This is a genomic window from Cellulomonas hominis (assembly GCF_014201095.1).
GTDB classification, from domain to species: Bacteria; Actinomycetota; Actinomycetes; order Actinomycetales; family Cellulomonadaceae; genus Cellulomonas; species Cellulomonas hominis.
Genome location: NZ_JACHDN010000001.1, coordinates 1695001 through 1721169 on the forward strand (window position 1 = coordinate 1695001; position 26169 = coordinate 1721169).

At 70.6% G+C, this 26169-nt stretch carries 26 protein-coding genes and 2 pseudogenes; 8 read left to right on the forward strand and 20 right to left on the reverse strand.

What is annotated here, in order from left to right; all coding sequences use genetic code 11:
- Positions 1–11: 11 nt before the first annotated feature.
- From HNR08_RS07990 to HNR08_RS22890, 4 genes are all read right to left on the reverse strand, one after another.
- Positions 12–1238 (reverse strand): ATP-binding protein, encoded by a 1227-nt coding sequence (locus tag HNR08_RS07990; RefSeq protein WP_146838876.1) that lies wholly within the window; start codon positions 1236–1238, stop codon positions 12–14.
- Positions 1239–1433: 195 nt separating this feature from the next.
- The gene (locus HNR08_RS07995; protein WP_146838880.1) at positions 1434–2000 is read right to left on the reverse strand and encodes a nucleoside 2-deoxyribosyltransferase domain-containing protein; all 567 of its coding nucleotides are present in this window, start codon (positions 1998–2000) and stop codon (positions 1434–1436) included.
- A gap of 356 nt (positions 2001–2356) precedes the next feature.
- Positions 2357–2557: a hypothetical protein gene (locus tag HNR08_RS08000; protein ID WP_146838882.1), complete on the reverse strand. Its 201-nt coding sequence runs from the start codon at positions 2555–2557 to the stop codon at positions 2357–2359.
- Positions 2558–2703: 146 nt separating this feature from the next.
- Positions 2704–3507, reverse strand: a complete 804-nt coding sequence (locus tag HNR08_RS22890) for a helix-turn-helix domain-containing protein (RefSeq protein WP_146838884.1) — start codon at positions 3505–3507, stop codon at positions 2704–2706.
- A gap of 475 nt (positions 3508–3982) precedes the next feature.
- On the opposite strand from HNR08_RS22890, the gene HNR08_RS08010 reads away from it, so the two are divergent.
- Both HNR08_RS08010 and HNR08_RS08015 read left to right on the forward strand, forming a co-directional pair.
- Positions 3983–4192, forward strand: a complete 210-nt coding sequence (locus HNR08_RS08010) for a KTSC domain-containing protein (RefSeq protein WP_146838886.1) — start codon at positions 3983–3985, stop codon at positions 4190–4192.
- A gap of 48 nt (positions 4193–4240) precedes the next feature.
- On the forward strand, positions 4241–6817 hold the full coding sequence (locus HNR08_RS08015; RefSeq protein ID WP_146838888.1) for an AAA family ATPase: 2577 nt from the start codon (positions 4241–4243) through the stop codon (positions 6815–6817).
- A 251-nt stretch (positions 6818–7068) separates the two neighbouring features.
- Here the strand turns inward: HNR08_RS08015 and HNR08_RS08020 are convergent, their stop codons facing one another.
- Positions 7069–7872 (reverse strand): hypothetical protein, encoded by an 804-nt coding sequence (locus HNR08_RS08020; RefSeq protein ID WP_146838890.1) that lies wholly within the window; start codon positions 7870–7872, stop codon positions 7069–7071.
- Between the two features lie 201 nt (positions 7873–8073).
- Between HNR08_RS08020 and HNR08_RS08025 the strand changes: the two genes are divergently transcribed.
- Both HNR08_RS08025 and HNR08_RS08030 read left to right on the forward strand, forming a co-directional pair.
- Complete coding sequence (locus HNR08_RS08025; protein ID WP_146838892.1) at positions 8074–8463, forward strand: hypothetical protein; 390 nt, start codon at positions 8074–8076, stop codon at positions 8461–8463.
- Positions 8457–8783: a hypothetical protein gene (locus tag HNR08_RS08030; RefSeq protein WP_146838894.1), complete on the forward strand. Its 327-nt coding sequence runs from the start codon at positions 8457–8459 to the stop codon at positions 8781–8783. The genes HNR08_RS08025 and HNR08_RS08030 overlap by 7 nt, the downstream gene beginning before the upstream one ends.
- 159 nt (positions 8784–8942) lie before the next feature.
- On the opposite strand, the pseudogene HNR08_RS08035 reads toward HNR08_RS08030, so the two are convergent.
- Positions 8943–9761, reverse strand: a pseudogene (locus HNR08_RS08035) (IS3 family transposase); the annotation flags it as partial.
- A 9-nt stretch (positions 9762–9770) separates the two neighbouring features.
- Here HNR08_RS08035 and HNR08_RS08040 point away from each other — a divergent pair.
- A complete protein-coding gene (locus tag HNR08_RS08040; RefSeq protein ID WP_146840915.1) occupies positions 9771–10370 on the forward strand; it encodes a hypothetical protein in 600 nt (199 codons plus the stop codon).
- Between the two features lie 488 nt (positions 10371–10858).
- On the opposite strand, the pseudogene HNR08_RS08045 reads toward HNR08_RS08040, so the two are convergent.
- The 4 genes and pseudogenes from HNR08_RS08045 to HNR08_RS22290 form a co-directional block, all read right to left on the reverse strand.
- A pseudogene (locus tag HNR08_RS08045) lies at positions 10859–12018 on the reverse strand (IS3 family transposase).
- Between the two features lie 449 nt (positions 12019–12467).
- Positions 12468–12698: a hypothetical protein gene (locus HNR08_RS08055; protein WP_146840929.1), complete on the reverse strand. Its 231-nt coding sequence runs from the start codon at positions 12696–12698 to the stop codon at positions 12468–12470.
- Positions 12695–14299, reverse strand: coding sequence for an apolipoprotein N-acyltransferase (lnt, locus tag HNR08_RS08060; RefSeq protein ID WP_338075793.1), 1605 nt, complete (start codon positions 14297–14299; stop codon positions 12695–12697). Before lnt ends, HNR08_RS08055 begins: the two co-directional genes overlap by 4 nt.
- A gap of 549 nt (positions 14300–14848) precedes the next feature.
- Positions 14849–14974 carry a hypothetical protein gene (locus HNR08_RS22290; RefSeq protein ID WP_276509389.1) on the reverse strand — a complete coding sequence of 42 codons (126 nt, stop codon included), beginning with the start codon at positions 14972–14974 and terminating at the stop codon, positions 14849–14851.
- A 153-nt stretch (positions 14975–15127) separates the two neighbouring features.
- On the opposite strand from HNR08_RS22290, the gene HNR08_RS08065 reads away from it, so the two are divergent.
- Complete coding sequence (locus tag HNR08_RS08065) at positions 15128–16108, forward strand: IS481 family transposase (RefSeq protein WP_146840922.1); 981 nt, start codon at positions 15128–15130, stop codon at positions 16106–16108.
- 501 nt (positions 16109–16609) lie between these two features.
- On the opposite strand, the gene HNR08_RS08070 is transcribed toward HNR08_RS08065, so the two are convergent.
- The 10 genes from HNR08_RS08070 to HNR08_RS08115 all read right to left on the reverse strand — a co-directional run bounded on the left by HNR08_RS08070 (position 16610) and on the right by HNR08_RS08115 (position 24684).
- Positions 16610–17101, reverse strand: coding sequence for a flagellar basal body-associated FliL family protein (locus tag HNR08_RS08070; RefSeq protein WP_146837615.1), 492 nt, complete (start codon positions 17099–17101; stop codon positions 16610–16612).
- 110 nt (positions 17102–17211) lie between these two features.
- Positions 17212–17886: a copper resistance CopC family protein gene (locus HNR08_RS08075; protein WP_146837619.1), complete on the reverse strand. Its 675-nt coding sequence runs from the start codon at positions 17884–17886 to the stop codon at positions 17212–17214.
- 72 nt (positions 17887–17958) lie between these two features.
- Positions 17959–18927 (reverse strand): cytochrome c oxidase assembly protein, encoded by a 969-nt coding sequence (locus HNR08_RS08080; RefSeq protein WP_146837741.1) that lies wholly within the window; start codon positions 18925–18927, stop codon positions 17959–17961.
- 19 nt (positions 18928–18946) lie between these two features.
- A complete protein-coding gene (locus tag HNR08_RS08085; protein ID WP_146837622.1) occupies positions 18947–19534 on the reverse strand; it encodes a TlpA family protein disulfide reductase in 588 nt (195 codons plus the stop codon).
- A 5-nt stretch (positions 19535–19539) separates the two neighbouring features.
- Complete coding sequence (locus HNR08_RS08090) at positions 19540–20886, reverse strand: M23 family metallopeptidase (protein ID WP_146837625.1); 1347 nt, start codon at positions 20884–20886, stop codon at positions 19540–19542.
- Positions 20887–20979: 93 nt separating this feature from the next.
- Positions 20980–22119, reverse strand: a complete 1140-nt coding sequence (locus tag HNR08_RS08095; protein ID WP_146837628.1) for a sensor histidine kinase — start codon at positions 22117–22119, stop codon at positions 20980–20982.
- Entirely contained in the window at positions 22116–22817 is a 702-nt protein-coding gene (locus tag HNR08_RS08100) for a response regulator transcription factor (protein WP_183834938.1), read from the reverse strand. Before HNR08_RS08100 ends, HNR08_RS08095 begins: the two co-directional genes overlap by 4 nt.
- A 63-nt stretch (positions 22818–22880) precedes the next feature.
- Positions 22881–23354 (reverse strand): methyltransferase family protein, encoded by a 474-nt coding sequence (locus HNR08_RS22640; RefSeq protein WP_221286328.1) that lies wholly within the window; start codon positions 23352–23354, stop codon positions 22881–22883.
- A gap of 29 nt (positions 23355–23383) precedes the next feature.
- Positions 23384–24313 carry a cation diffusion facilitator family transporter gene (locus HNR08_RS08110; RefSeq protein WP_146837634.1) on the reverse strand — a complete coding sequence of 310 codons (930 nt, stop codon included), beginning with the start codon at positions 24311–24313 and terminating at the stop codon, positions 23384–23386.
- Entirely contained in the window at positions 24310–24684 is a 375-nt protein-coding gene (locus tag HNR08_RS08115; protein ID WP_146837745.1) for an ArsR/SmtB family transcription factor, read from the reverse strand. The genes HNR08_RS08110 and HNR08_RS08115 overlap by 4 nt, the downstream gene beginning before the upstream one ends.
- A gap of 119 nt (positions 24685–24803) precedes the next feature.
- Between HNR08_RS08115 and HNR08_RS08120 the strand changes: the two genes are divergently transcribed.
- Together HNR08_RS08120 and HNR08_RS08125 are read left to right on the forward strand one after the other, a co-directional pair.
- Complete coding sequence (locus tag HNR08_RS08120) at positions 24804–25511, forward strand: DsbA family protein (RefSeq protein WP_246803061.1); 708 nt, start codon at positions 24804–24806, stop codon at positions 25509–25511.
- The gene (locus HNR08_RS08125; RefSeq protein WP_146837637.1) at positions 25508–26143 is read left to right on the forward strand and encodes a vitamin K epoxide reductase family protein; all 636 of its coding nucleotides are present in this window, start codon (positions 25508–25510) and stop codon (positions 26141–26143) included. The genes HNR08_RS08120 and HNR08_RS08125 overlap by 4 nt, the downstream gene beginning before the upstream one ends.
- Positions 26144–26169 lie beyond the last annotated feature (26 nt).

Below are 26169 nucleotides of genomic sequence, written 5' to 3' on the forward strand. Positions count from 1 at the left end.
TCGCGCGACACTCAGGACCCCGCCGCGGACCGCGGCCTGCGCTTCAGAGGCGGGATCACAAGGTCTGGCATCGCCCGGAGCATGAACTTGTCGAAGTGCGGCACCGTGAACGCGGCGTACCCGTGCTGAGGCGTGTACAGCAGCCCCATGTCGATGAGTTCAGCACGGGTCGGGCCCAGCTGGGTCGACTCTCGTTCCAGCACCGCAGCGACCTCTCCAGCCTTCTGCGGTTCAGGCCCGAGCTGGGCCATCGCCCGCAGGTACGCACTCTGCAGCTCGGTCGCCCGGTCAAGTCGGACTCGGAAGAACGACGCATCGAGCTTGGCTTCGTAGAGCTCGGATGCGTCCTCGATGTCACGGCGGGTGATCGGCGTTGAGCCGGCGACTCCCCACGCGGCGTGCCCGAGCTCCTGAATGAAGTACGGGTAACCACCCGTCAGCTCGAACGCGAGGTCGAGCGCGTCGCTGTCGTAGCTGACGTCCTCCGCGGTGGCGGGCTCATTCAGGGCGCGCCTGGCGTCCTGCTCCTCGAGGTTCCCGATCTGGGGGAACTTGAACAGCCGCTCGGCGTACGACTTCGCGTCACCGGCAAGCTCGGCGATCTGCGGCAGACCCGCACCAACGAGCGTGATCGGCAGGGCACGCTGGACGACCTTGTGGAGCGCGACGATCAGGGACTCCAACTGCCCCTTGCTGAGGAACTGGATCTCGTCGAGTAGCAGGACGACACCCTTGCCCTTGTCCTGGGCTGCTTCGCCGAGGGTCAGGAGCACATCGGTGAGGTCCATTGAGAGGTCGCCGTGATCAGCGAGGCCCTCAATCGCGTCCACGTTCAAACCCGCCTGCCACGTGCCCTCAGCGTCGACCGACACCGTGAACGACGCGAGAGCCGCGGCCTCCTTCTTGAACCGCTCCGACCACCTCGCCCTCGGCTCCAGCTCGAGCAACGCCATCCGCAGTCGAGCAGCGATATCCATGCGGAAAGCCTTGTCGTCGTGCTTGACGACCTCGTACTCGATGACGCTCCAGTCTTGCTTCAGCGCGACCTCGCGGAATTGCCCCAAGAGCACGGTCTTCCCGACGCCTCGCAGGCCCGTGATGATCATCGACTGCTCAGTGCGACCACGAGCGATCCGCTTGAGGAGCACATCGAACGCCGCGAGCTGGTCGTCACGGCCCACGAGGACGTCGGGGCGCGCGCCGGCGTTCGGTGTGTACGGGTTGAGCACGGGATCCATGAGAGCCTTTGGGCATTGAGGTCGATTTATCCGTGCGCAGTAAAACACCTAAGGTCGGTAGCTGGTGCCCCTGACCGGCCAGCTTCGCCCGGTCGGACTAGTGCGCAGATGTCATCGTCGGAGTCTTAGCGGTGTTACCTGCGCGAGATAACTGACGGCTGAGTGTTCAGCCCCACCGGGGTGCAGCCCTCGGGCTCACCGCCACGCGCGACCCCCTACCGCGATCTCGTCCAGAGCCGCCAGGGGAGACCGAGCGATCACGCGCTGGCTCGCGACTGTCCACGCGAACCAGACGTCGTCGATCGGGCTTCGGGCGGCGATCCCCGAGTCACCTGGCTCCTGCGGTGCTCGCGACGCGCCGACGACGACGTGCTTACCGCGGGCGAGGGCGTAGCCGACCTCTACGAGAGTTCCGTAGGCGGTGCAGTGCTCGCTGGGTTCCAGTTCGTCCAGCCAGGCGAAGACGACGTCGGCACGATCGATCTGCGCCAAGCAGTCCGCTGCGGTCCTCGGCCTGCTGTGCCCGTTCGTGCAGCCTCCTGCACGTGCATGGGTGTCGCCACCGTGCGCACACCCATGATCGCAGCCAGCGAAGAACGGTCCGACGTACGTGACACCGTCGTAGCGTGTGCCGATCTGGTCCGGGAGATCACCGACGCTGTTCGAGTAGCTCCGGTCGGTGCTCGCGTCGCGCAGTTCGGCTGAGACGTGGTGCCGCCAGTCGCTCTTCGCGATCTTTCCGGCGAGGTAGATCTGTGTCATGTTCGCTCCACTTCATCGTGCAGGGACAGACAGCGCGTGAGGGCTGTGTGTCCGATCATCCCGCTAGACGCACACGCCTGGGCCAGAACCGGCCCCCGATCTGTGCTCGACGGGCCGACGGCGCCCAACCGGTGTTCACCGTTCTGCCTCAGACGGCGAACACGGGCCCGGAAGCTCTCGTCGCAGCGGACGGAGTCGACGACGCCAAATCGAGCGCTCGACGCCCGCCTCGACCCACACCTACTTCTGCCCCCGTTCACCTACCTCGCCGTCGAGGGATAGCGGCCAGTGTCGGCGTCAGGGCGCACCGGACGCACCCTGCCCTGCCAGCGCTCGGCTAGCAGGGCAGGGCGTCTTCAGTGGCGCGCCCGCATCGCCTGGATCAACGCGATGACGTCCTTGCGGACCGGGTGCGGCTGCCGGGCGAACCATTTCAGCATCAAAGTGAACATGAACGCTGCGGTCACTATCGCGCCGAGAACGACGAACGCGAGCACCGGGTGGAACGTTGCTACTGCGCCGAGACTGCACGCCCCGACGACCTTGGTCAAGTTCATGTGAGCTCCTGCCTGCGGGCATGAAAAAAGCCCGCACGAGGCGGGCTTGGTTCACGGGATAAGGGGTTGGGTTTGGAGGGCTGCGGGCAGGGCCCCGCCTAGGGAGGTCGCAAGGGAGACCTCCCCTCGTACTCACAGGGGTGTTGCTACGTGGGCGTTCGCACCCACGCTTGGGGCCGCCGGCGCGGGAGTCGCCGCTCTCGCGCGACGCGCATCAGGTCCCCGACGCGCAGCAGCACGCGTGAGTTGCCTTCGATGCGGATCGGGGTGAGGTGCCCTCGGTGGATCCAGGAGCGAATGGTTGCCGGGCTTACATCGGCGAGCACCGCGGCGTCCGGCGTCGTGACGAGGTTGTCGTGGTATCGGCCCGGGACTTGGTCGATGGGGCGCAAGGTTCGGGCGTGCCAGGGGTCAGGAGACGGGATGCCCGTCCCGCGGTGCCGTTCGCTGATCAGCTGGTGGGCTCGTCGGACATCTACTGCGGCGAACACGTGAGACGGCCCCTGCTTGGCGACCGGGGCTAGATACCCGCGACGCACCCACTGTCTGACAGTCGCGGCGGTCACACCCAGAAGATCGGCTACGTCCCTCGTAGTGAGCCGGTCCTGGTAGCGCAGAGTGTCGTAGATGTCGTCGTACTCATCGCCATACCGGCGGTACTCGCGCAACGTCTGAGGTCGTGGACCACGTCGGTGCGGGCCACGCCTCCACTCCGTCGGTGCAGCGCGAGCGGTCGGCTCCGTCGCCACAACGCGTGTGGCGGGTGCGGTGGGCGGGGCGGTGACGTCTCGAGCGCGATCTGCAAGAGCCGCCTGCGGCCGGTAACGACGGACGACGGGTGCGGGAACAGAACTCAGGTGCGAGCTGACCCATTCGCCCTCGGCGCGCAGTCGCGCGACGAGATCACGGGACGAGATGCCCAGCGCCCACGCCAGCTCGTGAACTCGCATCTCGTCACTCTATCTACGTGACATCGCAACACGACGCTCGGCACCGCTTGGCGCGGCTTCGCACCAGGACAGCGAAAAGCCCCGACACCTTCGATGCCGGGGCTCCGTCTGGGCGCACGTCTCCTACCGATGAAAGCGTGACATACCTGGACGTGCGCTGCAAGGAAACGCACGTGCCGACGCTCGCCCGTGCCCTGGCTGGACGAGCGTCACCGACGAAGCCAGGTGACTCTCGGCAACGCAAATCGGGTGTCACCTACCCATGCAGCGGACCCCCGCCTGGTGATCGCGGCGTACGCGAGCGGCCTGGCGCGACCGAGCGGCCGACCCCTCTGACCTGCGCGTGCGTCGGTTCCTTCCGCCCCGAGTTCACCCGAACGGGTGTTTGTGCGGGACGAACCACTAAAGCGGACATCCCCGCACCCGCGACGTGCCACGGTGAGCGGACCACTCGATCAGAAGGGGGCCTGACCGGATGCCTCCGCTCATCGCGATCGTCTCGGAGAACGTGGCGGCCGTCGCGTACGACCCGCCGTCGCGGACCATGCGCGTGCAGTTCCGCAGCGGAGGGACCTACGACTACCGCGGAGTCAGCGCCGACCTGTACCAGCAGATGCTCCTTCCGCACCCGTGGCGCCGGGTCGGCAAGCGGGTCCTGGCACACCCGGTCTCGCGAGTGCGCTAGGTCCCCACCGCGCGAGCGTCCGGACCCGTCCGAGCAGGAGCGAGCACCATGTCCATCGAAGCGAGCATCGTCGAGTGGGCGCTCACACGTCCCGGATGGCAGCAGGACGTCCTCGTGGCGGCCAGCAAGGGTGAGCAGCTCGACGAGCAGGGTGTCGTGGAGCTCGCCGACACGATCGTCGCCGGCACGGCCGCCGCTCCGACGAACGAGGCCAAGGCCATAGAGCTGCGCCCCGCGACCCCCCAGCAGGTCTGGCTCTCGTCGATCTCGGAGACGTCGGGCGTCAACGCCCTCGTCGAAGGTCAGACCCTCGACTTCGGCATGAAGGGCCTCACCGTCGTCTACGGCGACAACGGCAGCGGCAAGTCCGGGTACGCGCGGCTCGTCAAGGCCCTCGTCAGCGCACGGCACCGACCGACGATCCTGCCGAATGTGTTCACTCCCACGACGACTCCTCCCTCGTGCACACTTCGGTTCAACGTGGCAGGTCAGGAGCGTGCGTTCGCGTTCCCCGGCGACACCGTGCCGGAGCTCGAGAAGATGCGCTTCTACGACGAGCACTGCGGCGACACCTATCTGACCCGGGAGTCCTCCGTGTCGTACCGACCGTCGGCGCTGACGGTCATTGACACGCTCATCCGGGTCTGCGACCAGGTTCGCGCGGAGCTCGCCACCCGGATCAGCACGACCGAGGCGGCGGCGCTCGACTTGGACCTCGCGCCCGGAACCCCGGCCGCGACGTTCACCGGCGGGCTGCGCGCGAGCACCTCCGCTGCCGAGATCACGACGGCGACGACGCTCCCGACCGGTCACGACCAGCGGCGCGCCGACGCGATCACCGAGGAAGCGCGGCTGCGATCGACCGATCCCACGAAGGAGCAGGAGCGTCTGCGGGACCTGGCGAGGCACGTCTCACGACTCGCCACCGACCTGGCGGCCCTCGTCGAGGTCCTCTCCGTCGAGCGAACCCTGACCCGGGTCGCACTCCGTGACAAGGCGCGGACTGCTCGCACCACGGCAGCGGTCGCAGCAGGGGCGTCCTTCGACGACCTCCCGCTCCCGGGGGTCGGCTCCGAGACCTGGCGCACCTTGTGGGAGACCGCCCGCTCGTACTCGACGGCGGAGGTCGACCACGAGCATCCGTTCCCGGCGCTCGAGGACGACAGTCGCTGCGTGCTGTGCCAGCAGGTGCTGTCCGCCGAGGCACGTACCCGCATGGGGCGGTTCGACGCCTACATGACCGACACGACCGAGCGCGACGCGGCCGCAGCGGAGACCGCGGCCGCGACGGCGGTCGAGCAGCTGCGCGCCCTCGCGTTCACCACGCCGGCTCAGTCCGCGGCACTGACAGCGCTCGCCGCTCACGATGCGGCACTGAGCGCGCAGGCCGCCACGCTGATCGACGCGATGCAGGCGCACCGCGACGCGATCTCCGCCCACCTGGCGACCACCGATGCTGCGGCCGCACCGGCTCCACCGACGACCGGCGACCTTCCGGCGCGGCTCTCCGCGCTCGCGACCCAGCTCTCCGAGCAGGCGGAGTCGCTGGACCCGGCCGCGTTCGCGGTTGCTCTCGCGTCGGCATCTCGGCTCCGGCACGAGCTCGAGGCTGCTTCCCAGCTCGCCGAGGCCGCACCGCGAGTGCACGCCGAGGTGGCACGGCTCGCTCGCCTCTCCGCGCTCACGGGCGCCCGGTCGAGCGCGGACACCACGGCGATCAGCAAGAAGGCGGCCGAGCTGGCGGAGACGTTCGCCGCCGACCAGGTCCAGCGCCAGTTCCACGCTGAGGCGGTGAACCTGCGGCTCGACCGTGTGGCGTGGCAGAAGGTGAAGGTCACCAAGGGCCAGATCAGCCAGAAGTTCGCGCTCCAGGGAGCGAGCGCGGGGTCGACACCGAGCGCCGTGCTGAGCGAGGGCGAGCAGACGGCGCTCGGACTCGCAGGCTTCTTCACCGAGGCGGTCTTCGACGACTCGCGGTCGGCGATCATCCTGGACGACCCCGTGACCTCGCTCGACCACGGGCGTCGGACCAAGGTCGCCGAACGCCTGGTCGAGTTCGCGAAGAACCGTCAGGTCGTGGTCTTCACGCACGACGTGGCGTTCGTGACCAGCCTCTCCGCCGCGTGCGCCCGCGAGGACGTCACGCTCACCAGCAGGGCCGTCGAGCGTCGCGGCAGCGACCCGGGAGTGTGCTTGACGTCGTTCCCGTGGAACGCGAAGGACTTCGGCCAACGCACGAACCTCCTCGAGACTCGACTGGCCGCGATGAGGAAGGCACGCCCCGACCTCGAGCAGAGCCTGTGGGAAGAGCAGGTCGCGAGCTGGTCGGGCTTCCTCTCCGAGACCTGGGAACGCTGCATCGTCACCGACATCCTCAACGAGGTGTTCGACCGCGGGTCGTCCGAGGTCCGGGTCCGCATGTTTCGCGTGCTCGCGCGGATCACCGCCGCGGACGACGTCGATCTGCAGACCGGGTACGGCGCCACCTCGCGGTGGGGTCGGCGGCACGACAAGGCACCCGAGACGCAGTACCAGGCTCCTGAGCCCGACGAGCTCGAGGAAGAGCTCGTCCGGATCCGGGCGTGGCGCAAGCGTGTCCGTGGTTACCTGAACGCGACGACCTGACCTGCCTCGCGGCCGGCCGCACGACGCGCGCTCGGCGGCCGCACGCCGGGTGAGGCACACGCGTCACACACGCGTGCCAGCCTCCGCTGCGTGAAGCCGGAGCACCACCCCGTCCAAGAGATCCCACGACGTCGTCGTCAAATGGTCGAGCGCGGGGTTCGCCCCGGCAATCGTCCGGAGCACCTCACCCGACAGGATCATCGCGGCCGCGGTGACGGGTCAACGGACCGCGCGAAGGTACCAGCGCCCCCTCAGATGTCGAGCAGCGCGCCTTGCTCGGGGTTCACGCGCACACCTCGTGCCGCAGCAGTCGCACCGGGAACCACCTCCGAGAGCAGGCTTGCGACCTCGAACACGACACCTTCGACCGCGGACTTCGTCACGCACGTGGGGTCCTGCCGCTTCAGACGGGTGTAGACGCGATCCCGGATCAACGTCCGCGACATTGCCGGCGTCAGGTCCTCCTCGGCGAGGATCCGCCCGGCAAGGTCGGCCACATCGGAACGTAGGAGCATCGCGTGGCTGTCTCGTAACCCGTCATGCAGCATCGAGGCGAATTCACCGGTGACAAACCCCGCCTCCGACAACACGGCGGCGACCTGCGGCTGACGCTCTCCGAGGTACCCGAGGAGGAGAGCACGCGCCTCGCGCAGCCCTCCGTGCGAGGACAGCGGTGTCTCGCGCACGAGGTCCTCGACAGCCGCGACGACTACTGCCCGGTCGTCCTCTGTGAACTCCGCTCTCGTGTCATCGGCGTCGGTGTCCTCGAACCGTGCGAGCGCGTCGGTGGTGACGAACAGCAGCTGGACCCACGATGCACCGGCGAGGTGGGCACCGAACTCCTCCGCCTCGTCGTCGGGCACCTCGAGGATCACGACGCGCGGGTCGAGGGCGGTGACCACCTGGATGGCCGTCGCAGTGGCGTCCTCGTCGAGCGGGACGACCACGACGCCGGCCCCCTCAGGGGCCGAGACGCTCGGCGACCCCACGACGGGACGGCCGTCGCTTTCGAACGCGGACCGGATCGCGTGGTGCCAGGCGGCGAGGTCGGTCATGCCCCGAGGATGCCAGCGTTCCGAACCCCACGGGTGCGGAATAGGAGAGCGAGATCCACGTCCAGGCCCAGGGATCTGACCGTCGTCGCCGAGCGCGCACGGAAGGACAGCACTTGCCGATCGTGGAGGTCGTGACCAGCAGCGACGCGCACGACTCGATCGGCAGCGGGGCCGAAGCTGCGAGCTCTCCCTCGGCCATCCGTGCCTGACGTCATCGGCATCATCAACGATCGTCGGCTCCTGGACGGGGTCTACGGCGTGGTCACGTCGCTGCTCGCGATCGCCACCGCGATCGCCCTCAACCTCGGCACGACGCCGCTAGACGAGATCGCGGCGTGGTTGCGCGCAATCGAGGCGCACACGTTCGCGCGCTGGCTGGACGGCAGACTGACCGACACGCTCGCCGCAGCGGCACCCGTCGTGTGGGTGATGGTGCTGCTCGTGTACGGCGCCGCGTGCGTGTCTTTCCGGCTGGAGGACGGGGACGCCATCGCGCGGTACCGGACGGGAGCGAGCCTGTGGGTCGGATTCGCGCTGACCATCCAGACCGGCGCCTCGAGGTCCGGTTGGTACTCGTCGGGATCGTGCTGATCTCGGTCTCAGCGATGGCTGTGGTCGACAGCATCCAGAGCCGCGCTTTGCGCCTGGATCGGCTCACCGTGCTGGGCTTCATCGTGCTCGAGGCTGCGCTCTTCCTGCCCGCCTCGGTCATGGCATGGGCAATCGGCGGGACGTCCGAGCGAACCGACGCTGATCGAGCGGCGGAGACAGTTCTGGACGCCAGGCGCCGGGACGCCGAACGCCGGCCTTCGCCGGTTCAGGAGCCTGCGTCCATCACAGTTGTGGTCGATCCGCGTTCCACGATGCGGTCCCCACCGGCCGCAGGTTCCGGGCCGAGTCTCTGCGACTGAACGCCTGCGGCGAGGCGCGGGCAATCCACCACGCGCCGCCGCGGTCCGACGCCCTTGGCGCCCTGCCGAGGACGCGAGTTGCTCGCGGTGGGGTCTGCTGCACGAGGAGGTGACAGCGTGACCTGCCCTACGGCTTGGTTACCACGGTGCGTGTGGTGGTCAGGCCGGGATGGGTGGCAGTTCGGAGCGTAGCTCGAACTCGATCGGGCTGAGGTAGCCCAGGCTCGAGTGTCGGCGGCGACGGTTATGGAAGATCTCGATGTACTCGAAGATCGCGTTCGCGAGCTCGACTCGGGTGTTCCAGCGTTGCCGGTTGAGCAGCTCGATCTGCATCGAGGACCAGAACGACTCCATCATCGCGTTGTCCAGACCGTCACCGACGGACCCGAACGAGGGCATGAGCCCAGCACGGCGGATGCGGTCGCCGAACGCCCACGACGTGAACTGGGCCCCGTGATCGGCATGCACGATCCCTCCCGGGGCCGGGTCGCGGTTGCTGATCGCCATGTCGAGGGCGTTGATGACCAGACGGGTGTCCTGGGTGGAGTCGATCGACCAGCCGATGATCTTGCGGCTGAAGGCGTCCAGCACGCAGCAGCAGTAGAGCTTGCCCTCGCGGGTGGCGTGCTCGGTGATGTCGGTGACCCACAGCTCGTTCGGTCGAACCCGGTGGAACTTGCGGTTGACCAGGTCACCGGCCGTGACGACACCGCGCAGCCGTTTGACCCTGGCGGGGCCCGGCAGCCCGTAGATCCCGGCATCGTGCATCAGGGCGAACACCAGTCGGGAGGAGACCGTCACATCCATCGCCATGGTCAGTTCGGCGTGCACGCGCCGGTAGCCGTAGGTGCCGCGCGAGGCGACATGGACCTCCCGGATGAGGCCCGTGAGCCACTGGCGGCGTAGCTGGGTCTGGGACGTGGCACGGTTGCGGTAGCGGTAGTAGCCGGGCTTGCTGACGCCCAGGACACGGCAGCAGATTCTGCGTTGTTCATTGAGGCGCTGGTCGAGGTCGAGAGCGTCCTGGCGGGCTACTTGTCAGACCGTGCCCGCTCCGCCGTCGATCTGCGCGAGGCGCTCGCTCGAAGCGGTGTCTCGGACTTGATCGGCCGCTTTATCTCGAGCGTGGTCATCTCGGCCACGCCCTTGTGGGTCAACGGCCCTCACATCGGGCTGAGCCGGCCGCAGTGGCATCAGGTGCAGGTGCTCAAGGAGATCACCAAGCGCTACGTGATCGACGGCGCCGAACTCGCCCTGCTGCAACGCGGGCAGGAGCACGTGCTGGGTGGCCTCGTGGACATGTTGCACTCGTGGACGCAGAATGACCCGTCTCGACTGCCCCCGCGCCTCGCAGCGGAGATCAAGCTCGCGACCACGCAGGGAGGGGCCAAGTACGAACAGGAGTACTACGCCCATCTCGCACAGCGTGAGCCTGGCGACGACTTCATGGAGCCTGCGCCCCGCGGGGAGCCGAACCGGGCCATCGTCGACTACATCTGCAGCCTGAGCGACGCAAAGTGCATGGCGCTGTATCAGAAGCTCAGCGGTCAGCGAGTTCACCGGGCGGGCATCGAGTTCGGTTTCTGAGGTTTGCGCGCTGGCTCGACGGTGCCATGGCGCCGCTACTCGTGAGTCGGTTCGGCAGGGCGTGCGACCGTCGACGTATCTCCGATGCACCTGACCGCCGGACACAGATCGTCCCAGTTCAGGGGCTTGGTGGCCTAAACGCTCAGGTGCGAGGCGTACGCCCGCGCGATGTCGTCGTCGGCCGACGACGTCGTCAGCGCAATGACCGGCATATCGGCTCGACGGCGGTGACCCTGGCCTTGTCGGTGCTGTCGGCGTGTCCCGGCCCGGACCTGATGCGTGGGGCTGCGTGTTGGTCGCGGTGAGACGACGACCCACCGGCCCGACGCTCTGCCGGCGCGCTGCTCCCGGAGAGCGTTGCCTGACAACGATCGTGATTCGCTCGCCTCTACTGGTGCGAGAAGACAGCCGGCGCTGCCCATAAGCGATGCCAGCCCTTGCTTGACTTGGAGCCTGACCCGGTTTCCCGGACAGTTGCGGTGTGGTGATCATGCCGCCGCGGTGGCGGCGGTGTGTAGGTCCTCGAAGTCGTTCGGGGACCGGTAGCCGAGGCCGGAGTGGCGTCGGACGGGGTTGTAGAAGCCCTCGATCCACTCGAAGATCGCCGAGGCGAGCTCCTCGCGGGAGGACCAGGCGTGGCGGTCGAGCAGCTCGCGCTGCATGCTCGACCAGAAGCTCTCCATCATGGTGTTGTCGACCGAGGACGCGACTCGGCCCATCGAGCCGAGCAGGCCGGCCTCGCGCAGCCGGTGCCCGAAGATCCACGACGTGTACTGGCTTCCGCGGTCCGCGTGCACGATCGCACCTGGTGCGGGGTGGCGCCGCCAGATCGCCATCTGCAGGGCGTCGACGACCAGCTCCGAGCGCATGTGGTCCGCGATGGACCACCCGACGATCTTGCGGGTGAACACGTCCAGGACCGCGGCGCAGTAGACCTTCCCGGTGCCCGTGGGGTGCTCGGTGATGTCGGTGCACCACAATCGGTCCGGGCCGTTGGCGGTGAACCGCCGCTGGACGAGGTCGTCGTGCGGTGCTGGCAGCGGTCGTTGCCCGCAGCGTTTGCGCCGGTGGCAGACCCCTATCAACCCGGCCGCGCGCATCAGCCTCGCGACGCGTTTGCGTCCGCAGGCGACCCCGAGCCCGAGACGCAGCTCGGCATGGACTCGCGGGGCGCCGTAGGTCGCCCGCGAGCCGTGATGGATCGCCGTGATCGTCGCGGTCAGCGCCTGGTCGGCGATCGCGCGGGTGCTCGGCGGTCGGTTCATGGCGTCGTAGAGCCCGGAGCGGGAGATCCCGAGGACCCGGCAGGTCGCCGCGACGGGCACCCCGTCAGCGGCCAGCTCTTGGACCAGCCGGGCGCTCATTTTGGGAGGACGTTCTCCCGGGCGAAGTACGCCGAGGCCCGCTTGAGGATCTCGACCTCCATCTCCAGCACCCGGTTGCGGCGCCGCAGCTCGACCAGCTCGCGGCGCTCGTCGGAGCTCACGCCCTCACGGCGACCGGCATCGACGTCGTCCTGGGCCATCCACCGGCGCAGACACGACTCGCTGATCCCGAGATCGGACGCGACCTTCGCGACCGGCTGCCGACCCGAGCGGGCCAGATCCACTGCTCGACGCCGGAACTCCGGCGGCTTGGCTGCAGGCATCCAGGACTCCTCTCCGAGACGATCATCGCCTCAGACCAGGTGTCCGGAGAAGCGGGCCAGGCTCCCTTCCCTGATGCACCGCTCACGCGTGGTGCTCCTGACCGTCGCTCGGCGGCTGCTCGCCTGCCTTGTCCTTCAACCGTGTTCCAGAACTACTTCCATGCAGGATCCCTCGACTTCCCTCCTCACGTCCTTGATCACCACGGAGAGCGGCGAGACTCGGGGTCAGTCACCGTGACGATGATGGGTCGGCGAGTGGCCCGCCCAGCGAACTACGTCGTCGCGGCGATCGCTGCGGTGGCGGCCGCGAAGACGGCGATAACAGGCATGTTCACGGGCAGGGGCTGTCCGTGCCCGTATGCATGGAGCGTTCACCCTGCATGGGCTGACGGTGTTGGCGGAGCGGGGCTTCGCCGCCGCCGGTGTGTCTAGCGGGCCACCGCCCACGGTCATACCGCTATCGCCTGGTCGAACAGCAGCCCAGCGACCGAAGGCGGGCGTGCTGCACTGGTGGTGTCGTCCTTGGGGCGGCTACCGGCGCCGGACGACACGACGATCACAACGACCACGACTGCGACGGCGATGACGGCGACGATCGACAACGCCAGGATCGTGTTCCGGTTCAGCAGGGCCTCGTCGTGTGCGGGTTCATGGTCTCGCTGGCGGGGGGCGGGGTTCACGTCGGTCCTTCCTTGGTGTCGCGCCCTCGGGATCGGGGTGCGCCGGCAGGTGCCTGCAAGCCGGCACCGAGCGCGCCGAGCGCGAGGACCACCGCAATGGTCATGGGGGCGTTGCTGAGGCGATCGGCAAGGGTGAGCGTCGTGCGCAGTGGAAGACGCGCAGACTGGGTGTCGGCGGTGAACAGCGCGGTGCGGTCCAGCACGGTGCCGTCGGGGGCGACGATCGCACTGACGCCGACGGTGGACGCCTGGATCGTGGCGCGGCCGTGCTCGACCGCACGCAGCCGGGACATCGCGAGCTGCTGCGTCGACTGCGCGGTGCGTCCGAACGAAGCGTTGTTCGTCGGGACCACGAGCAGCTCGGCCCCGCGCCGGACGGCGTCGCGCACCACGTCGTCGTACGCGACCTCGAAGCAGATCACGGTCGCCACCGGGACGTCGCGGCCCAGCCGGTCGACGGGAACGCGAAGGACCGCAGGCTCCTCCCCCGCCACCATGTCCACCGGGACCCGGTCAACCTCGGAGGAGAACAGCCGGACGAACGAGCGCAGCGGCACGTACTCACCGAACGGCGCCGGACGCTGCTTGGTATAGGACGAGAGGAAGCCCCGCTCGGGGTCCCAGACCAGGACGTCGTTGAACCGCGCGTCCGGCCGGTACCGCATCGCTCCGACCAGCACCGGGACGCCCACCGCGTCGGCCGCGTCCTGCACCGCGGCGCGGGTCTGGACATCGGTCCGGGGGTCGACGTCAGTGGCGTTCTCCGGCCACACGACGACGTCGAGCTGCGTACCGGCCGCGGCGAGGTCCCGGGTCCCGGCGACGTGGTTGTCCAGGACCCGGCGCGCCCGGTCGGGTGCGCCGTCATCCGGGACGTCGCCCTGGACCACCCCGACGGCGATCACGCCGCTCTCCGCCCGCGAGGGCAGCGGGATCAACGGGCCGGCGGCGAGCGCGAGCCCGGCGAGGAGCGCGAGCGGCGTCAGCGCCCGGACCCGTGCACGGGTCGTGTCGAACGGTGCTGCGAGGGCGTAGCCGACCAGGGCGACCACGAACGAGACCCCCGGCGCTCCGGCGACCGACGCTAGGGCGAGCAGCGGGCCGTCCACCTGGGAGAACGCGAGCCGCCCCCAGGGGAAGCCGCCGAACGGGACGACCGACCGCAGCTGCTCGCCGGCGACCCACACGGACGCAAACGTCAGACCCAGCAGCGTCGGTCGCCCCCGCAGCCACGGCGCCCGTGAAGCGAACGACCACGCGGCCCCGACGACCGCGACGACCAGCGCCTGCAGCACCGCCAGCGCGATCCAGGCGACCGGCCCTGCGGCCTCGGATGCCCAGACCACGTGCGGGACGAAGAAGGCGGCACCCCACACCGACCACAGCAGCGCGGTGACGAACGCCCCACGGCCGCGGGAGACGAGCACGAGGGCCGTGATGCCGACGAACGCGAGCGGCCACCACCCGAGGTCAGGGAACGCCGCGGCGGTGAGCGCGCCACCCCAGCCGGCCACGACGACCCGCAGCACCGGCCGGGTCCGCCCCTCCGTCGCCAGAGCCACCCGCGGGCTCGGCACGTCCAGCAGGAGCGAGGAGGACACGGGTGGCACGACTCCCGGGACGAGAGAGGGGGTGAGTGGCCCCCGCGGCGGCAGTGCCTGGGTCCGTGGGACGCCGCCGCGGGGTCTCCTCAACGTAAGCAGGCCGGAACACCCCGATCCACCGGAACCGGTTGAGGTTCGATGAAAAGTGCGGGCGCGCCCCCGCCGGCGGGCGATGCCTGCAGCCGCGACATGTGCCTGGCGAGCGCTCATCCACTCGTCAAGCTTTGGCACCGCCGCGATCGCCGGCTCTGGCGCGAAGCGCCCTAACCCGGTCGGCGACCTCGCGGCCCTTCCACCGCACCGTCCAAGCCGGTGCATCCGGCACGCGCGCGTCGCGCGGCCCGTCGAGGAACTCGCGCTCGTCGTTCGACGCCACGGTGACTGCGCTGACCCGCAGCCTCAGCTCGTCGCGCGCCGCAGCCGGCATCCGCTCGCGCTCGGCACTGGCGATCTCGCCACGCGTGTTCGCGCCCAGTCCCTTGCCCTCCCACTTCGGGGTCTCGGTGACCGTCAGCCGTAGCGGTGCTCGACATCGTTCATGATCCGCTACGACCGGGCCCAGTCGCGGAGCAGGTCAGCCCTCGCCCCTCCCTCGCGCACCAGGTTCAGCACGACGTGCACCTGGTCGTTGCCGTTCGCCGAGACCACGTGCAACTCGTCAACGACCGGCACCACGCTCAGTCGACACCCTTGTCGGCGAGCCGCATCGCCGCGACCTAGTTGTACTCGGCCGGGACGTTGATGACGGTGCGGGACCGTTGACGTGAGGAGAACCTCCGGCTGGGGTGTGGCTTGTCGAAGGCCCACGTCCCGCCGGAGGTTCTCGTGTCTCACGGTAATGCGCGTCTGACTGTCCATGGCCGAGCTCTGCTGGTCCGGCGGGTGATCGAGGGCCATCGCCCGGTCGCCCACGTCGCCAAGGAACTCGGCGTCTCTCGCCAGTGCGCCCACCGGTGGGTCAATCGGTTCCGCAGCGAGGGACCGGCAGGGCTGGCCGACAGGTCCTCACGCCCGCACCGCTCACCGACCCGCACCGATCCCGAGATCGAGCTGGTGGTAGTCCTCGCGCGCCGCGCCCACCGTCGAGGGCCTGCCTGGCTGGCCGAGCAGACCGGCGTCCCGGCCCGCACGGTCTCGCGGATCCTGGCCCGTCATCGAGTCCCGCACCTGGCCGACTGCGACCCGCTGACCGGCCAACCGATCCGAGCCACCCGCCTGACCACGCTGCGCTACGAACGCGAACGACCCGGCGAGCTGGTCCACATGGACGTCAAGAAGATCGGCCGCATCCCGCCCGGTGGTGGCTGGCGCGCTGGCGGCGGCTGGACCCTGGCCAACCACCAGTCACGCGTGGACAAGACCCCGATCGGCTACGACTACGTGCACGCCCTGATCGATGACTGCTCCCGGCTGGCCTACTGCGAGATCCTGCCCGACGAGAAGGGCCCGACCTGCGCGGGCTTCCTGGCGCGCGGCGCGGCCTACTTCGGCGGCTGCGGCATCGAGCGCATCGAGCGGGTCATGACCGACAACGCCTACGCCTACAGGTACTCGGGCGACCTGCGCGCCGTCGTGGCCGCGCTCGGCGCCCGCCAGGTGTTCATCAAGCCGCACTGCCCCTGGCAGAACGGCAAGGTCGAACGACTCAACCGGACCCTGGCGACCGAGTGGGCCTACCGGCAGATCTTCACCAGCAACGACGACCGCGCCGCCGCTCTTGCTCCCTGGCTCGAGCACTACAACACTCGCAGACCACACATCGCACTCGGCGGACGACCGCCGATCAGCCGACTGTCACCAACGTGATGGCCGAGTACACCTAGTCCGCCGCGACCTTGGTCTACGTCTCGTCGCTCAGCCCCTTTCGACCGACGCCGCCGAGGTGGACACGTAGTAGACGTGCCCGAGCACCCGCTCGGCAGTGCGCTGCTTTGCGCTGCAGCTGTTCGCCCCACCTCGACTTATGCACCAGTACCTTCGTGCCGAGCACCTTGCGCGGCAGGTCCAGGCAGTCGCGATCGCCACCGCGTCGTCGAGGCTCAGGTCGCGATCGTGCGACACCGCACCCACCACGGAGTCGTGACCGGCGAGCGCGTGCGTTCGCCGTCGCGGCCGGGAGCACGACGGGCTGGTCCCGCGCGGCTCATGCGCACGAGGGCGGGGTGCGGTGGTCCCCGTGGCGGCCGAGCGCTCGGATCCATCGAGAGGGCCGCCACGGGGTGCGTCCAACGTAAGCGCCTGGGATCCCGAGTTCGGCCGCCGCCGGTTGAGGTTCGATGAAGATCCGTGGCCGGGCGTCCTCCATGGTTACTGATAGACGAAGTTGCTGAAGTAGACGTCGACGACTTCGCCCTCGTACACCTCGGTCAGCTGAGCGGCGAGCTCGCGCTTGAGCGCATTCCTGCCCTCAGGCGTGCTGATCTCCTCGACGGGCCGCTGCGAGAACAGCGCAATCGCGAGGTCGAGCGCCTTGACCGTGTCCACGTCCTCGGCGACCTCGGCGGTCAGCTGTAGTCCTAGCCCGAGACGCAGGTAGCGACCGCCCGCAAGGTTGATGCTGATCGGCTCAACCGCCTGGACGGTACCGAGCTCGACCTTCATTGGCTCGGCCTCCGACGCTGCACCGGGCCGAAGCAGGAACCAGCCGGCTCCGGCCGCAACAACAAGCGCCCCGACGACCACCAGCCCACGCCTGCCTCGCTTCTTCGGTACAGGCGCGGGCTCCGGCTCTGTGTGGGTCGACGACGAGCGCTGGCCACCGATCTTGTTGCTGGACCCGACGATCCGTTGTTCGGGCATCCGCCCCTCCTCGCTGGTTCGCACCTCGTGTCGTGCAGCGACTGGATCGTCCGGTAGGCGGCTATCGGTGAGCGCCTGCTGATGAAGATCCGGCTAAGCCCGGCTCGACGTCACGGCTCGCGGCGCTCGTGATCGTCGTTCGACGCCCCGAGGTTCCGCCGCCGCAGACGCAGAGCTACGAAGACGAGCACGCCGACCGCTGCGGCGATCGCGATGAGGACCCCGATCGATGTCGGTCCCCACCGCCAAGTGACCTGCTCCTCCTGAGCCTCGCTCGGCGCCGCGGCGGAGTCGACGGTCTCCTCGGTGCTCGGAACGGTGGTCTCCTCGATCGGCCCCGGCTCCGGGTGGGTCGATCCGCCGGCCGTCTCTTCCACCCCGGTGTCGGTCGCGGCCGTGAACGTGAGCTCGCCGGACAGCGGGTGCCCATCAGCGGACGTGACCCGCCACTGGATGACGTAGGCGCCTGCCGGTCGCGCCGCGGCGAGGGTCTGGATGACGGCAGTGTCGGCGACCGTCGTCGCACCCTCGCTCACGGTCGTCCCGTCGGGCCCGACGACGGCGACCTCCGTGCCGAGCGCCTGCGGCGGTTCGTTGAAGGTCAGTGTGACGGCGTCGGGCGCGACGTCGACGGTGGCGCCGTCCGCGGGGTCCGACCCGGTCATGCCGGAGTGCGCCGACGCAGGGGCCACGGACAGGGCCAGGGCACCGGTGGCCAGCACCGGGACGAGCAGCAGGCGGGACAGCAAGGACCGTCGCCGGTTCGGCGCGGGGGCGTGGGACATGTCGGACCTCTCGGGTGGTGCGGATGCTGGTGGAGGTGGTTCGAAACGCGGACCCGGCGGGACGGGTGGGCGTCAGGTGGGGCGACGGTCGCGCTCGGCGAGCCCCGCCAGGTAGACGTTGTAGGCGTCGAGCTCGGCGTCGCCGTCCCGGTCGGCGCGACGGTCGCGCAGCGCCGTGCTGACCGTCTCCTCGCGGTGCCAGCGCGACAGCACGATCAGCAGCACGATCAGGGTGGGCAGCTCGCCGTAGGACCAGGCCAGCGCGCCTGCGGTCTGCTGGTCGGCGACCAGGTCGACGCCCCAGCCCGCGGGCGGGTGCCCGAACGCGGCGACGACGGGTGTGGTCGCCATCATGAGCACGACGCCGAAGAACGCGTGCAGGGGCATCTCGACCGCGACGTCCAGCGCGCGACCCGCGTGCCCCTGGCGTCTCGGCAGCGGGTCGCGCGAGAGCACCGGTGCCGCGAACAGCACGCCCGCCACGAGCAGGGCGACCTCGAGCGCGGTGTGGCCGACCCACGAGGACAGGACCAGGCCGGCAGCGTCGGTCAGGTACAGGCCGTAGAAGGCGAGCAGGAACAGCGGCACGGTGACCGCCGGATGCAGGGCTGCGGCCGCGACCGGTGACCGCAGCGCACGGCGCGCTGAGACCAGGAGCACCCGCCCCGGCCCGCGGTGCGGAGCCGTGTGCAGCAGCAGCGTGCCCGGGCGGCCGAGCACCAGCAGGGGCGCGACGAACATCATGAGCGTGAGCTGCTGGAACATGAACACGGAGAACATCTCGTACCCGTACCCCTCGACACCGGCCCCGGTGACGACCAGCAGCACGACGCAACCGCCCAGGAACGCCAGCGTCCGGCTGAAGGGCCACCGCCGGCCCCGCCTGTGACGCCGGGCGACGCCCACCACGTAGGCGGCGCCGAGCAGGACGGCGACCACCGGCAGCACCGGGACCGGCTGGATCCACGGCGCGAGATAGGTCGCCAGGCTCGGGGGCGCGGTCGGGATCAGGGCCGGGCCGGAGAAGTCGGCGGGCAACATCACGCGTCGCCTGCTGGTCTCACGGCGCACCGGCTTCGTCGACGACGTCACCGACCACGGCGTCCAGGGTGGAGTCTTCGGCGAGCCCGACGATACGGGCGGCGACGCGCCCCTGACGGTCGAGGACGACGGTGGTGGGGACAGCCTGCAGGGGCACGGTCCCTGACAGGGCGCTCACCGCGGTGCCGGTCGAGTCGTCGATCGACGGGTACGGGATGTCGAAGGTGCGCTCGAACGCCAGTGCCGCGCCGGCGGCGTCCTCGACGTTGATCCCCAGCAGCCGCACTCCCTCGTCCGCGCGGTCTCGAGCGAGCGCCGCGAGGGTCGGCGCCTCAACGCGGCACGGCGGGCAGGCTGCGTACCAGGTGTTGAGCACGACGACATCGCCGGCCCAGTCCGCGGTGTCGACCTGGTCGCCCTGGTAGGTCGTGCCGGTGACCGCCACAGGCTCGCCCCGCTCGTCGCGCTCCCACGTCTGCACGCTGCCGTCGCCGGAGACGTACCCCTGGCCGGGGACGGTCGCGCCCGTCGTCGACGACGGGCTGCAGGCGGCGAGGGCCAGCACCGCGGTCGCGATCAGCCCCGCGGCGCGGCATGTGCCGCGCACCCCGTTCACCTCCCCAGCAGCGGTGCCGGGTCGACGGTGGAGCCGTTGACGTAGACCTCGAAGTGCAGGTGGCACGCCCCGGACAGCCCGGTGTTGCCGGAGTAGCCGATGAGGTCGCCCTGGCGGACCTGCTGGCCCGCGGAGACGACGGACCGGGTCATGTGGTTTGAGCTGCTCATCATGGGCTGCCCGTTCACGGTGCCGTAGTTGAGCATCACCTGGTTGCCGAACCCGTTGCGCCACTGCGCCCACTGCACGGTCGCGTCGCGGGGGGCGTAGAGCGGGGTGTTGCAATAGGTGCGCAGGTCGATCCCGGCGTGCAGGCGGGTGTAGCCCAGGATCGGGTGCAGCCGCATGCCGTAGTTCGAGGTGACGTACATCGGGTTGATCGAGGTGGGGTTGGCGAAGATCGCCCCGGACCCCGACGAGGGCGGAGGAGGGGCTGCGGGACCGGGCGCCGCGGGCTGGTTCGCCGCCGCCGCGGCCTCGGCCTGCCGGCGCTGCTCGGCGATGATCCCCGCGAGCTCGCTCTCCAGCGCGCCGCGTTCACGCTCCGCCTGCGCCTGCTCGGCCTCGGCCTGCGCCTTCATGCCGGCCAGCCGCTGCTGGCTCGCTCGCTGATCGGTGATCAGCTGCTCGATCTCCTGCTCGCGGGTGGCCGCTGCTGCTCGGGCCTGGTCCGCGACGGCGACCTCCTCGTCCGCCTCCACCTTGAGGTCGGCGATGCGGTCGGTGACCGCGACGAGCCGGGCCTCGGCCTGGCGAGCTTCCCCGGCGAGCCGCGCCAGCTCGTCGACCATCTCCGACTGAGCCCGTTGAGCGGCGGCGGCAGCCTGGTAGCGGCGGTTGAAGTCGTCCAGGTCCTGGGCGTCCAGGACCACGGCGAGGGGGGACACCTCGCCGCCGTTCTGGTACGCCTGGCGCGCCAGCTGCCCGACGCTGGCCCGCACCTCCTCGCCGCGGGTGGCGGACTCGGCGACCTGCGCGGTGATGCGCTCCTGCTGCTCGATGGCGTCCGTGAGCCGGGCCTGGACGAGCGCCGCCCCGCGCTCGGCACCGGCCAGCTCGTCCTGCGCGGCCTTCAGCTCGGCCTGCGCGGCCGGGAGCCGGGCCTCAGTCGCCGCGAGGTCGCTGACCGCCTGGGCGAGCTCGGCGGAAAGCCCCTCGACCGACGCCTGCAGGTCGTCGGAGCGCTGCTGCGCGGCGTCCGCGCGTTCCTGCGCGGCCCGGCGCCGGTCGTCCAGGTCGTCGGCGGACCCGGTGACCGGGGCGACCGAGACCAGCACGGCGGCGGCGACCAGCGTGGCGATCAGGCGCCTCCAGGCGCGGACGGGACGGAGGGCGGGGCGCATGCGGGATTCCTGTCGTGGGGCACGAGGGCGCGACCACCGTAGGTCGGGGCGGCCACTGTGCGACCGGGGCGCGGGCGCGCCTTCAGCGTTCCTTCATCTGGGGCTCGCCGCGGCGCTGCGGCTGCGTCGGACCGGGAGTCGGAGGGTGAACGTCGCGCCCTGCCCGGTGCCGGGGCTGGCGGCGTCCAGCGAGCCGTCGTGGGCCTCGGCGAATGCCTTGCTCACGGTCAGCCCGATCCCTGACCCGCCGTGGTCGCGGTCCCGGGCGGTGTCGGCGCGGTAGAACCGGTCGAACACGTGGGACAGGTGCTCCGCAGCGATGCCGTCCCCGGTGTCGTGCACCGCGATGGCCACGGCGTCGCGCTCGGCGCGCACGCGCACGACGACGGCGGCCCCGCGGTCGCTGTGCCGCAGCGCGTTGTCGAGGAGATTCGCCAGGACCTGCCCGATCCGGTCACGGTCGACGCTGACGGCGGGGACCCGGACCGCGGCGTCGACCTGCAGGTAGACGCCCTTGGCGGCGAACGCGGGGTTCGCGGCCGCGGCCGCCGCCCGCACCAGGTCCTCGGGTGCGGCGTCGGCGAGCCGCAGGGGCAGGCGTCGCTCCTCGGCCAGCGAGACCGCCGAGACGTCCTCGGCGAGCCGGCTGAGGCGGTCGACCTGGTCGCGCAGCACCTGCAGCGTCGCCGCGTCCGGATCCCGCAGTCCGTCCTCGATCGAGTCGACGTACACGGTCAAGGTCGCCAGCGGCGTGCGCATCTCGTGCGCCAGGTCCGCCAGGAGCCGGCGGCGGGTGCCGTCGACGTGCTCGAGACGCTCGGACATCGCGTTCATCGCGGTCGCGACGTCGTCGAACTCGGCGCCCAGACCCGGCACCGGGACCCGGCGGTCGTACACCCCACGGGCCACGCTCCCGGCCGCGGTGACGATCGGCTGCAGCGAGCGGGTCACCCGGCCGGCGATCCAGATGCTCAGGGCCGACGACACGAGGAGGGCCAGCAGCAGGGCAGCCGCGAGCGAGACGCTCCCGGCCGTGCCGAACGCGGCCTCGGCGTGCTCGGTCGCGTCGTCGGACGCGTCCTCGTTGTGCTGGAGCAGGTTCTCGTGGAAGATCCCCGGCCCGATCACCCACGCGACCGCGCCGGCGGTCGCGACGGTGACCACGATGACCGCCCAGAGCGCGACGCTCAGCCGGAGGGCGACGCCCCACCGGCGCCAGGGCGCGCGGCTCATCCGTCGCCCAGCTGGTAGCCGATGCCGCGCACGGTCCGCACGAACCGCTGGGTGGCGGCGTCGTCGCCGAGCTTGCGGCGCAGATGCAGCACGTGCACGTCGATCAGGCTCTCGTCGCCGAACCAGTTCTCCCCGCGCAGCGCCTCGATCAGCGCCCGCCGGGTCATGGCGGTCCCGGCGTTGTCGAGCAGGCACGCCAGCAGGTCGAACTCGGTCGGCGTCAGATCGATCAGGGCCCCCGCCAGCGTCACCTCGCGGCTGCGCAGGTCCACCACCAGGGCGCCCACCTCGCGGGTGGGTGGGGCGAGCGGCCCGGGGGTGCGGGCGCGACGCAGCAGCGTGCGGACCCGCGCGAGGAGCTCACGCGGCCGGAACGGCTTGGTCATGTAGTCGTCCGCCCCTGAGCGCAGCCCCTGCAGCACCTCGGTCTCATCGGCGCGGGCGGTGAGCATCACGACGTAGGCGTCGGAGAACTCCCGCAGCTGCCGGCAGACCTCGATGCCGTCGACCGTGGGCAGCCCGAGGTCGAGGACGACGACGTGCGGGGCGATCGACCGGGCCGCCTCCAGCGCGCGGGCCCCGTCGCCGACCACGGCCACGTCGTACCCGTCGGCGCGCAGGTAGTCGCCGATGACGGCGGCGAGCACGCTCTCGTCCTCGACGACCAGGACGCGCACGCGGTCCGTCTCAGTGGGCATGGTCCACCGTCGCACGCGCCGGTTCCCGATCCGTGCCAAGGCGGCAGCGATCCACCTCGGCCTTCATCGGAACTTCACCGCGCGGGCAGCCGCGACGAGCGCTCGTACCGAGCGCAGGTCCGCCCAGCGCGGCACCTCGGCGCGGTACCGCGCGTACTGCTCGCCGAACCGCGCGTCGAGCGCCATCTCCTCGGCGGCGATCTGCCCGGTGATCAGCACCCCGACGAACCCGGCGACCGGTACCAGCGCGACGGCGGACCGGCGGGCAACGGCGTGCGCGAGCAGCGCGGCGGCCATGCCCAGGTACATGGGGTTCCGGCTGACCCGGTTGGCGCCGGAGACCACCAGGACGCTGGCCGCCGCCGGGGCGGTGGGGTCGACGGTCGTGCGGGCGCGCCGGAACCGGACCAGGGCGTCGCCGAGCAGGCAGGCCGCCGCGGCGGCGGGGAGCGCGGCCGCGGCGAGCGAGCCGGGCGTGGGCCTCGTGCGCCGGGAGACCGCGAGCTGGAGCGCGCCGGCGGCCGCGGCGACGGCCACCGGCGGGAGTGCAGGCGCGGTCCGGAGGCTCACGCGTGCCCCAGGTGCTCGTGCGTGCGGTGCGACGCGGGCTCGATCTGGAACGTCGAGTGCTCGACTGAGATCGGGAAGTGCGTGGCAAGGCAGGACTGCAGCTGGTCGAGGATGCGGGCCGTGTGCCCGTCGGAGAAGCACTCATCGTCGACCGTGATGTGCGCGGTGACGACCGGCAGGCCGGTCGCGACGAGCGTCGCGTGCAGGTCGTGCACCGCGCGCACGTGCTCGACGCCGAGCAGGTGCTCCCGCACCGCGTCCAGGTCGAGCCCCGCCGGGGTGGACTCCAGCAGCACCGCGCTCGTCTCCCGCAGCAGTTTGAACGCCCGGGGGACGATCAGCGCCCCGATGAGCAGGCCCGCGACGGCGTCGGCCTGGTACCAGCCCGTGGTCGCGATCACGATCGCCGCGGCGATCACGCCGACCGAGCCGAGCGCGTCGTTCAGGACCTCGAGGAACGCCGCGCGCAGGTTGAAGTTCGCCTTCCGGCCGCCCGCCAGCACCGCGATCGCCGCCACGTTCGCGACCAGGCCGATGACGCCGAACACGATCAGCTCGGTCGAGGGCACCTCGGGCGGCGCGAACAGCCGCCGGACGCCCTCGACCAGCACGTACCCGCCGACGGCCAGCAGCACCGCGGACTGCGCCAGGGCGCCCAGCACCTCCGCGCGGCGGTAGCCCCAGGTCCGCCGCGAGGTCGCGGGCTTCAGCGCCAGGTGCGCGGCGACCAGCGCCATCGCCAGCCCGGCGGCGTCGGTCAGCATGTGCGCGGTGTCCACGAGCAGCGCGAGGCTGCCCGTGAGCACCGCGCCCACGGCCTGGGCGACCAGCACGGTCGAGGTCAGGCCGAAGGCGATCGCGAGCCGGCGCCGGTGGTCGGCGAGGGCGCCGGCCCCCGCGGGCGCGTGGTCGTGGCCGTGGCTCACCGCTCGCCCCCCGTCAGGTGCGCGCAGGAGTCGGGGCTCGAGCCGCCGTGCAGCAGGTCCTCCGCCGCGCCGACCAGCGTCGCCAGCCGGCCGGGGTCGGCGATCGCGTAGATCGAGGACCGCCCCCGCTGCCGCACCGTCACCAGCCCGCAGTCCCGCAAGCACGCCAGGTGCACGCTCACCGTGGACTGAGCGAGGCCGAGGTGGTCGGTGAGCTCGCGCACCGAGTGCTCCCCCGTGAACAGGTGCCGCAGCATCGTCAGCCGCGCCGGCTCCCCCAGCGCCCGGAACAGCGCGGCGGTCGGGGCCGTGAGCGCGGCGTCGTCCGCGGAACGGGCGTCGTTCTCATTATCGACCACCGGGGATGTCATCGTCACGTGGCGATGCTACGGGCTAGGGGCGGTCTCCGACCAGGACCATCGGGAGTCTTCATCGAATCTCAATCTCGGTCGGCGGATGGGCACCACGGGCTCGCCTAGCGTGCGATGCCATGAGGACCGACGCCGCCGCCGCGAACGCCCCGACACCGCTGAGCCCGCGCATGCGCAGCGCGCTGATCGCGGGCGCGCTGGTAGTCATCGCCACCACCGGCGTGCTGGTCTACGCGCTCGCCACCGGGCCGCGCGGGCTGGCACCGGAGCAGCAGGACGGCGCGCTGCCCGCGACCCGCACCGACTCGCACGTGCTGGACGAGGCGGGCCCGGACGCACCGACGCTGGTCGAGTTCATGGACTTCGAGTGCGAGGCGTGCGGCGCCTTCTACCCCGTCGTGGAGCAGATCCGCGAGCAGTACGCCGGTCGGATCAACTACGTCATCCGCTACTTCCCGATCGCGAGCCACGCCAACGCCATGAACGCGGCGCTGGCCGTCGAGGCCGCCGCGCAGCAGGGCCAGGTCGAGGACATGTACCACCGGATGTTCGAGACCCAGGCCGAGTGGGGCGAGCAGCAGACCTCGCAGGCGGACCTGTTCCGCTCGTTCGCCGAGGACCTCGGGCTCGACCTGGACACCTACGACGACGCGATCGCGGACCCCTCGACCCAGGAGCGGGTGCAGCAGGATCTCGACGACGGGCAGGCGCTCGGCGTGCAGGGCACCCCGACGTTCTACCTCGACGGTGAGCGCCTCGAGCTGAGCAGCGTCCAGGACCTGACCGACGCCCTGGACCGCGCCCTCGACGCGTCGGGCAGCGCGTGACCGCGGTCGCCACGACGCCCGGCACCGTGCTGTTCGAGCCCCGTGCGGCCGAACGGCGGCGCGCGATCGCGGTGACCGCCCTGGCCGCCATCGGGCTCGCCGCGGCGATCGCCCTGCTCCTCGAGCGGTTCGCGATCCTCGAGGACCCCACCCACGTCCCGAGCTGCACGCTGAACCCGATCCTGTCCTGCACCTCGGTGATGGCGTCGGACCAGGCGTCGGTGTTCGGGTTCCCCAACCCGCTGATCGGCGTCGTGGGCTTCACCGTGGTCCTGACCGCGGGTGCGAGCATGCTCAGCGGCGCCCGCCTCGGGGAGTGGTTCTGGCTCGGCCTGCAGGCCGGCGTGACCTTCGGCGCGGTCTTCGTGCACTGGCTGGCGTTCCAGAGCCTCTACCGGATCGGTGCCCTGTGCCCGTACTGCCTGGTCGTGTGGGCCGTCATGATCCCGCTGTTCTTGTCGGTCACGCTGCGCAACCTCCAGCGCTGGCAGCTGTCCCTGCCGCGACCCGCCCGGTCGGCGCTCGCCGTCGCGGTGGACTACCGCTCGACCATCCTCACCGTCTGGTACCTCGCGATCACCCTGCTCGCGGTCCAGCGGTTCTGGTCGTACTGGTCGACCCTCCTACCGTGAGCCGACCGCCGGATCGCCCTTCTCGT

Coding starts and splice junctions, on each gene's coding strand:
- HNR08_RS08090 (WP_146837625.1), bottom strand. CDS start 20,886: ATGCGCCCCGCCCTCCGTCCCGTCCGCGCCTGGAGGCGCCTGATCGCC.
- HNR08_RS08095 (WP_146837628.1), bottom strand. CDS start 22,119: ATGAGCCGCGCGCCCTGGCGCCGGTGGGGCGTCGCCCTCCGGCTGAGC.
- HNR08_RS08075 (WP_146837619.1), bottom strand. CDS start 17,886: ATGTCCCACGCCCCCGCGCCGAACCGGCGACGGTCCTTGCTGTCCCGC.
- HNR08_RS08115 (WP_146837745.1), bottom strand. CDS start 24,684: ATGACATCCCCGGTGGTCGATAATGAGAACGACGCCCGTTCCGCGGAC.
- HNR08_RS08015 (WP_146838888.1), top strand. CDS start 4,241: ATGTCCATCGAAGCGAGCATCGTCGAGTGGGCGCTCACACGTCCCGGA.
- HNR08_RS07990 (WP_146838876.1), bottom strand. CDS start 1,238: ATGGATCCCGTGCTCAACCCGTACACACCGAACGCCGGCGCGCGCCCC.
- HNR08_RS08020 (WP_146838890.1), bottom strand. CDS start 7,872: ATGACCGACCTCGCCGCCTGGCACCACGCGATCCGGTCCGCGTTCGAA.
- HNR08_RS08120 (WP_246803061.1), top strand. CDS start 24,804: ATGAGGACCGACGCCGCCGCCGCGAACGCCCCGACACCGCTGAGCCCG.
- HNR08_RS08000 (WP_146838882.1), bottom strand. CDS start 2,557: ATGAACTTGACCAAGGTCGTCGGGGCGTGCAGTCTCGGCGCAGTAGCA.
- HNR08_RS22890 (WP_146838884.1), bottom strand. CDS start 3,507: ATGCGAGTTCACGAGCTGGCGTGGGCGCTGGGCATCTCGTCCCGTGAT.
- HNR08_RS07995 (WP_146838880.1), bottom strand. CDS start 2,000: ATGACACAGATCTACCTCGCCGGAAAGATCGCGAAGAGCGACTGGCGG.
- HNR08_RS08070 (WP_146837615.1), bottom strand. CDS start 17,101: ATGCCCGAACAACGGATCGTCGGGTCCAGCAACAAGATCGGTGGCCAG.
- HNR08_RS08080 (WP_146837741.1), bottom strand. CDS start 18,927: ATGTTGCCCGCCGACTTCTCCGGCCCGGCCCTGATCCCGACCGCGCCC.
- HNR08_RS08010 (WP_146838886.1), top strand. CDS start 3,983: ATGCCTCCGCTCATCGCGATCGTCTCGGAGAACGTGGCGGCCGTCGCG.
- HNR08_RS08100 (WP_183834938.1), bottom strand. CDS start 22,817: ATGCCCACTGAGACGGACCGCGTGCGCGTCCTGGTCGTCGAGGACGAG.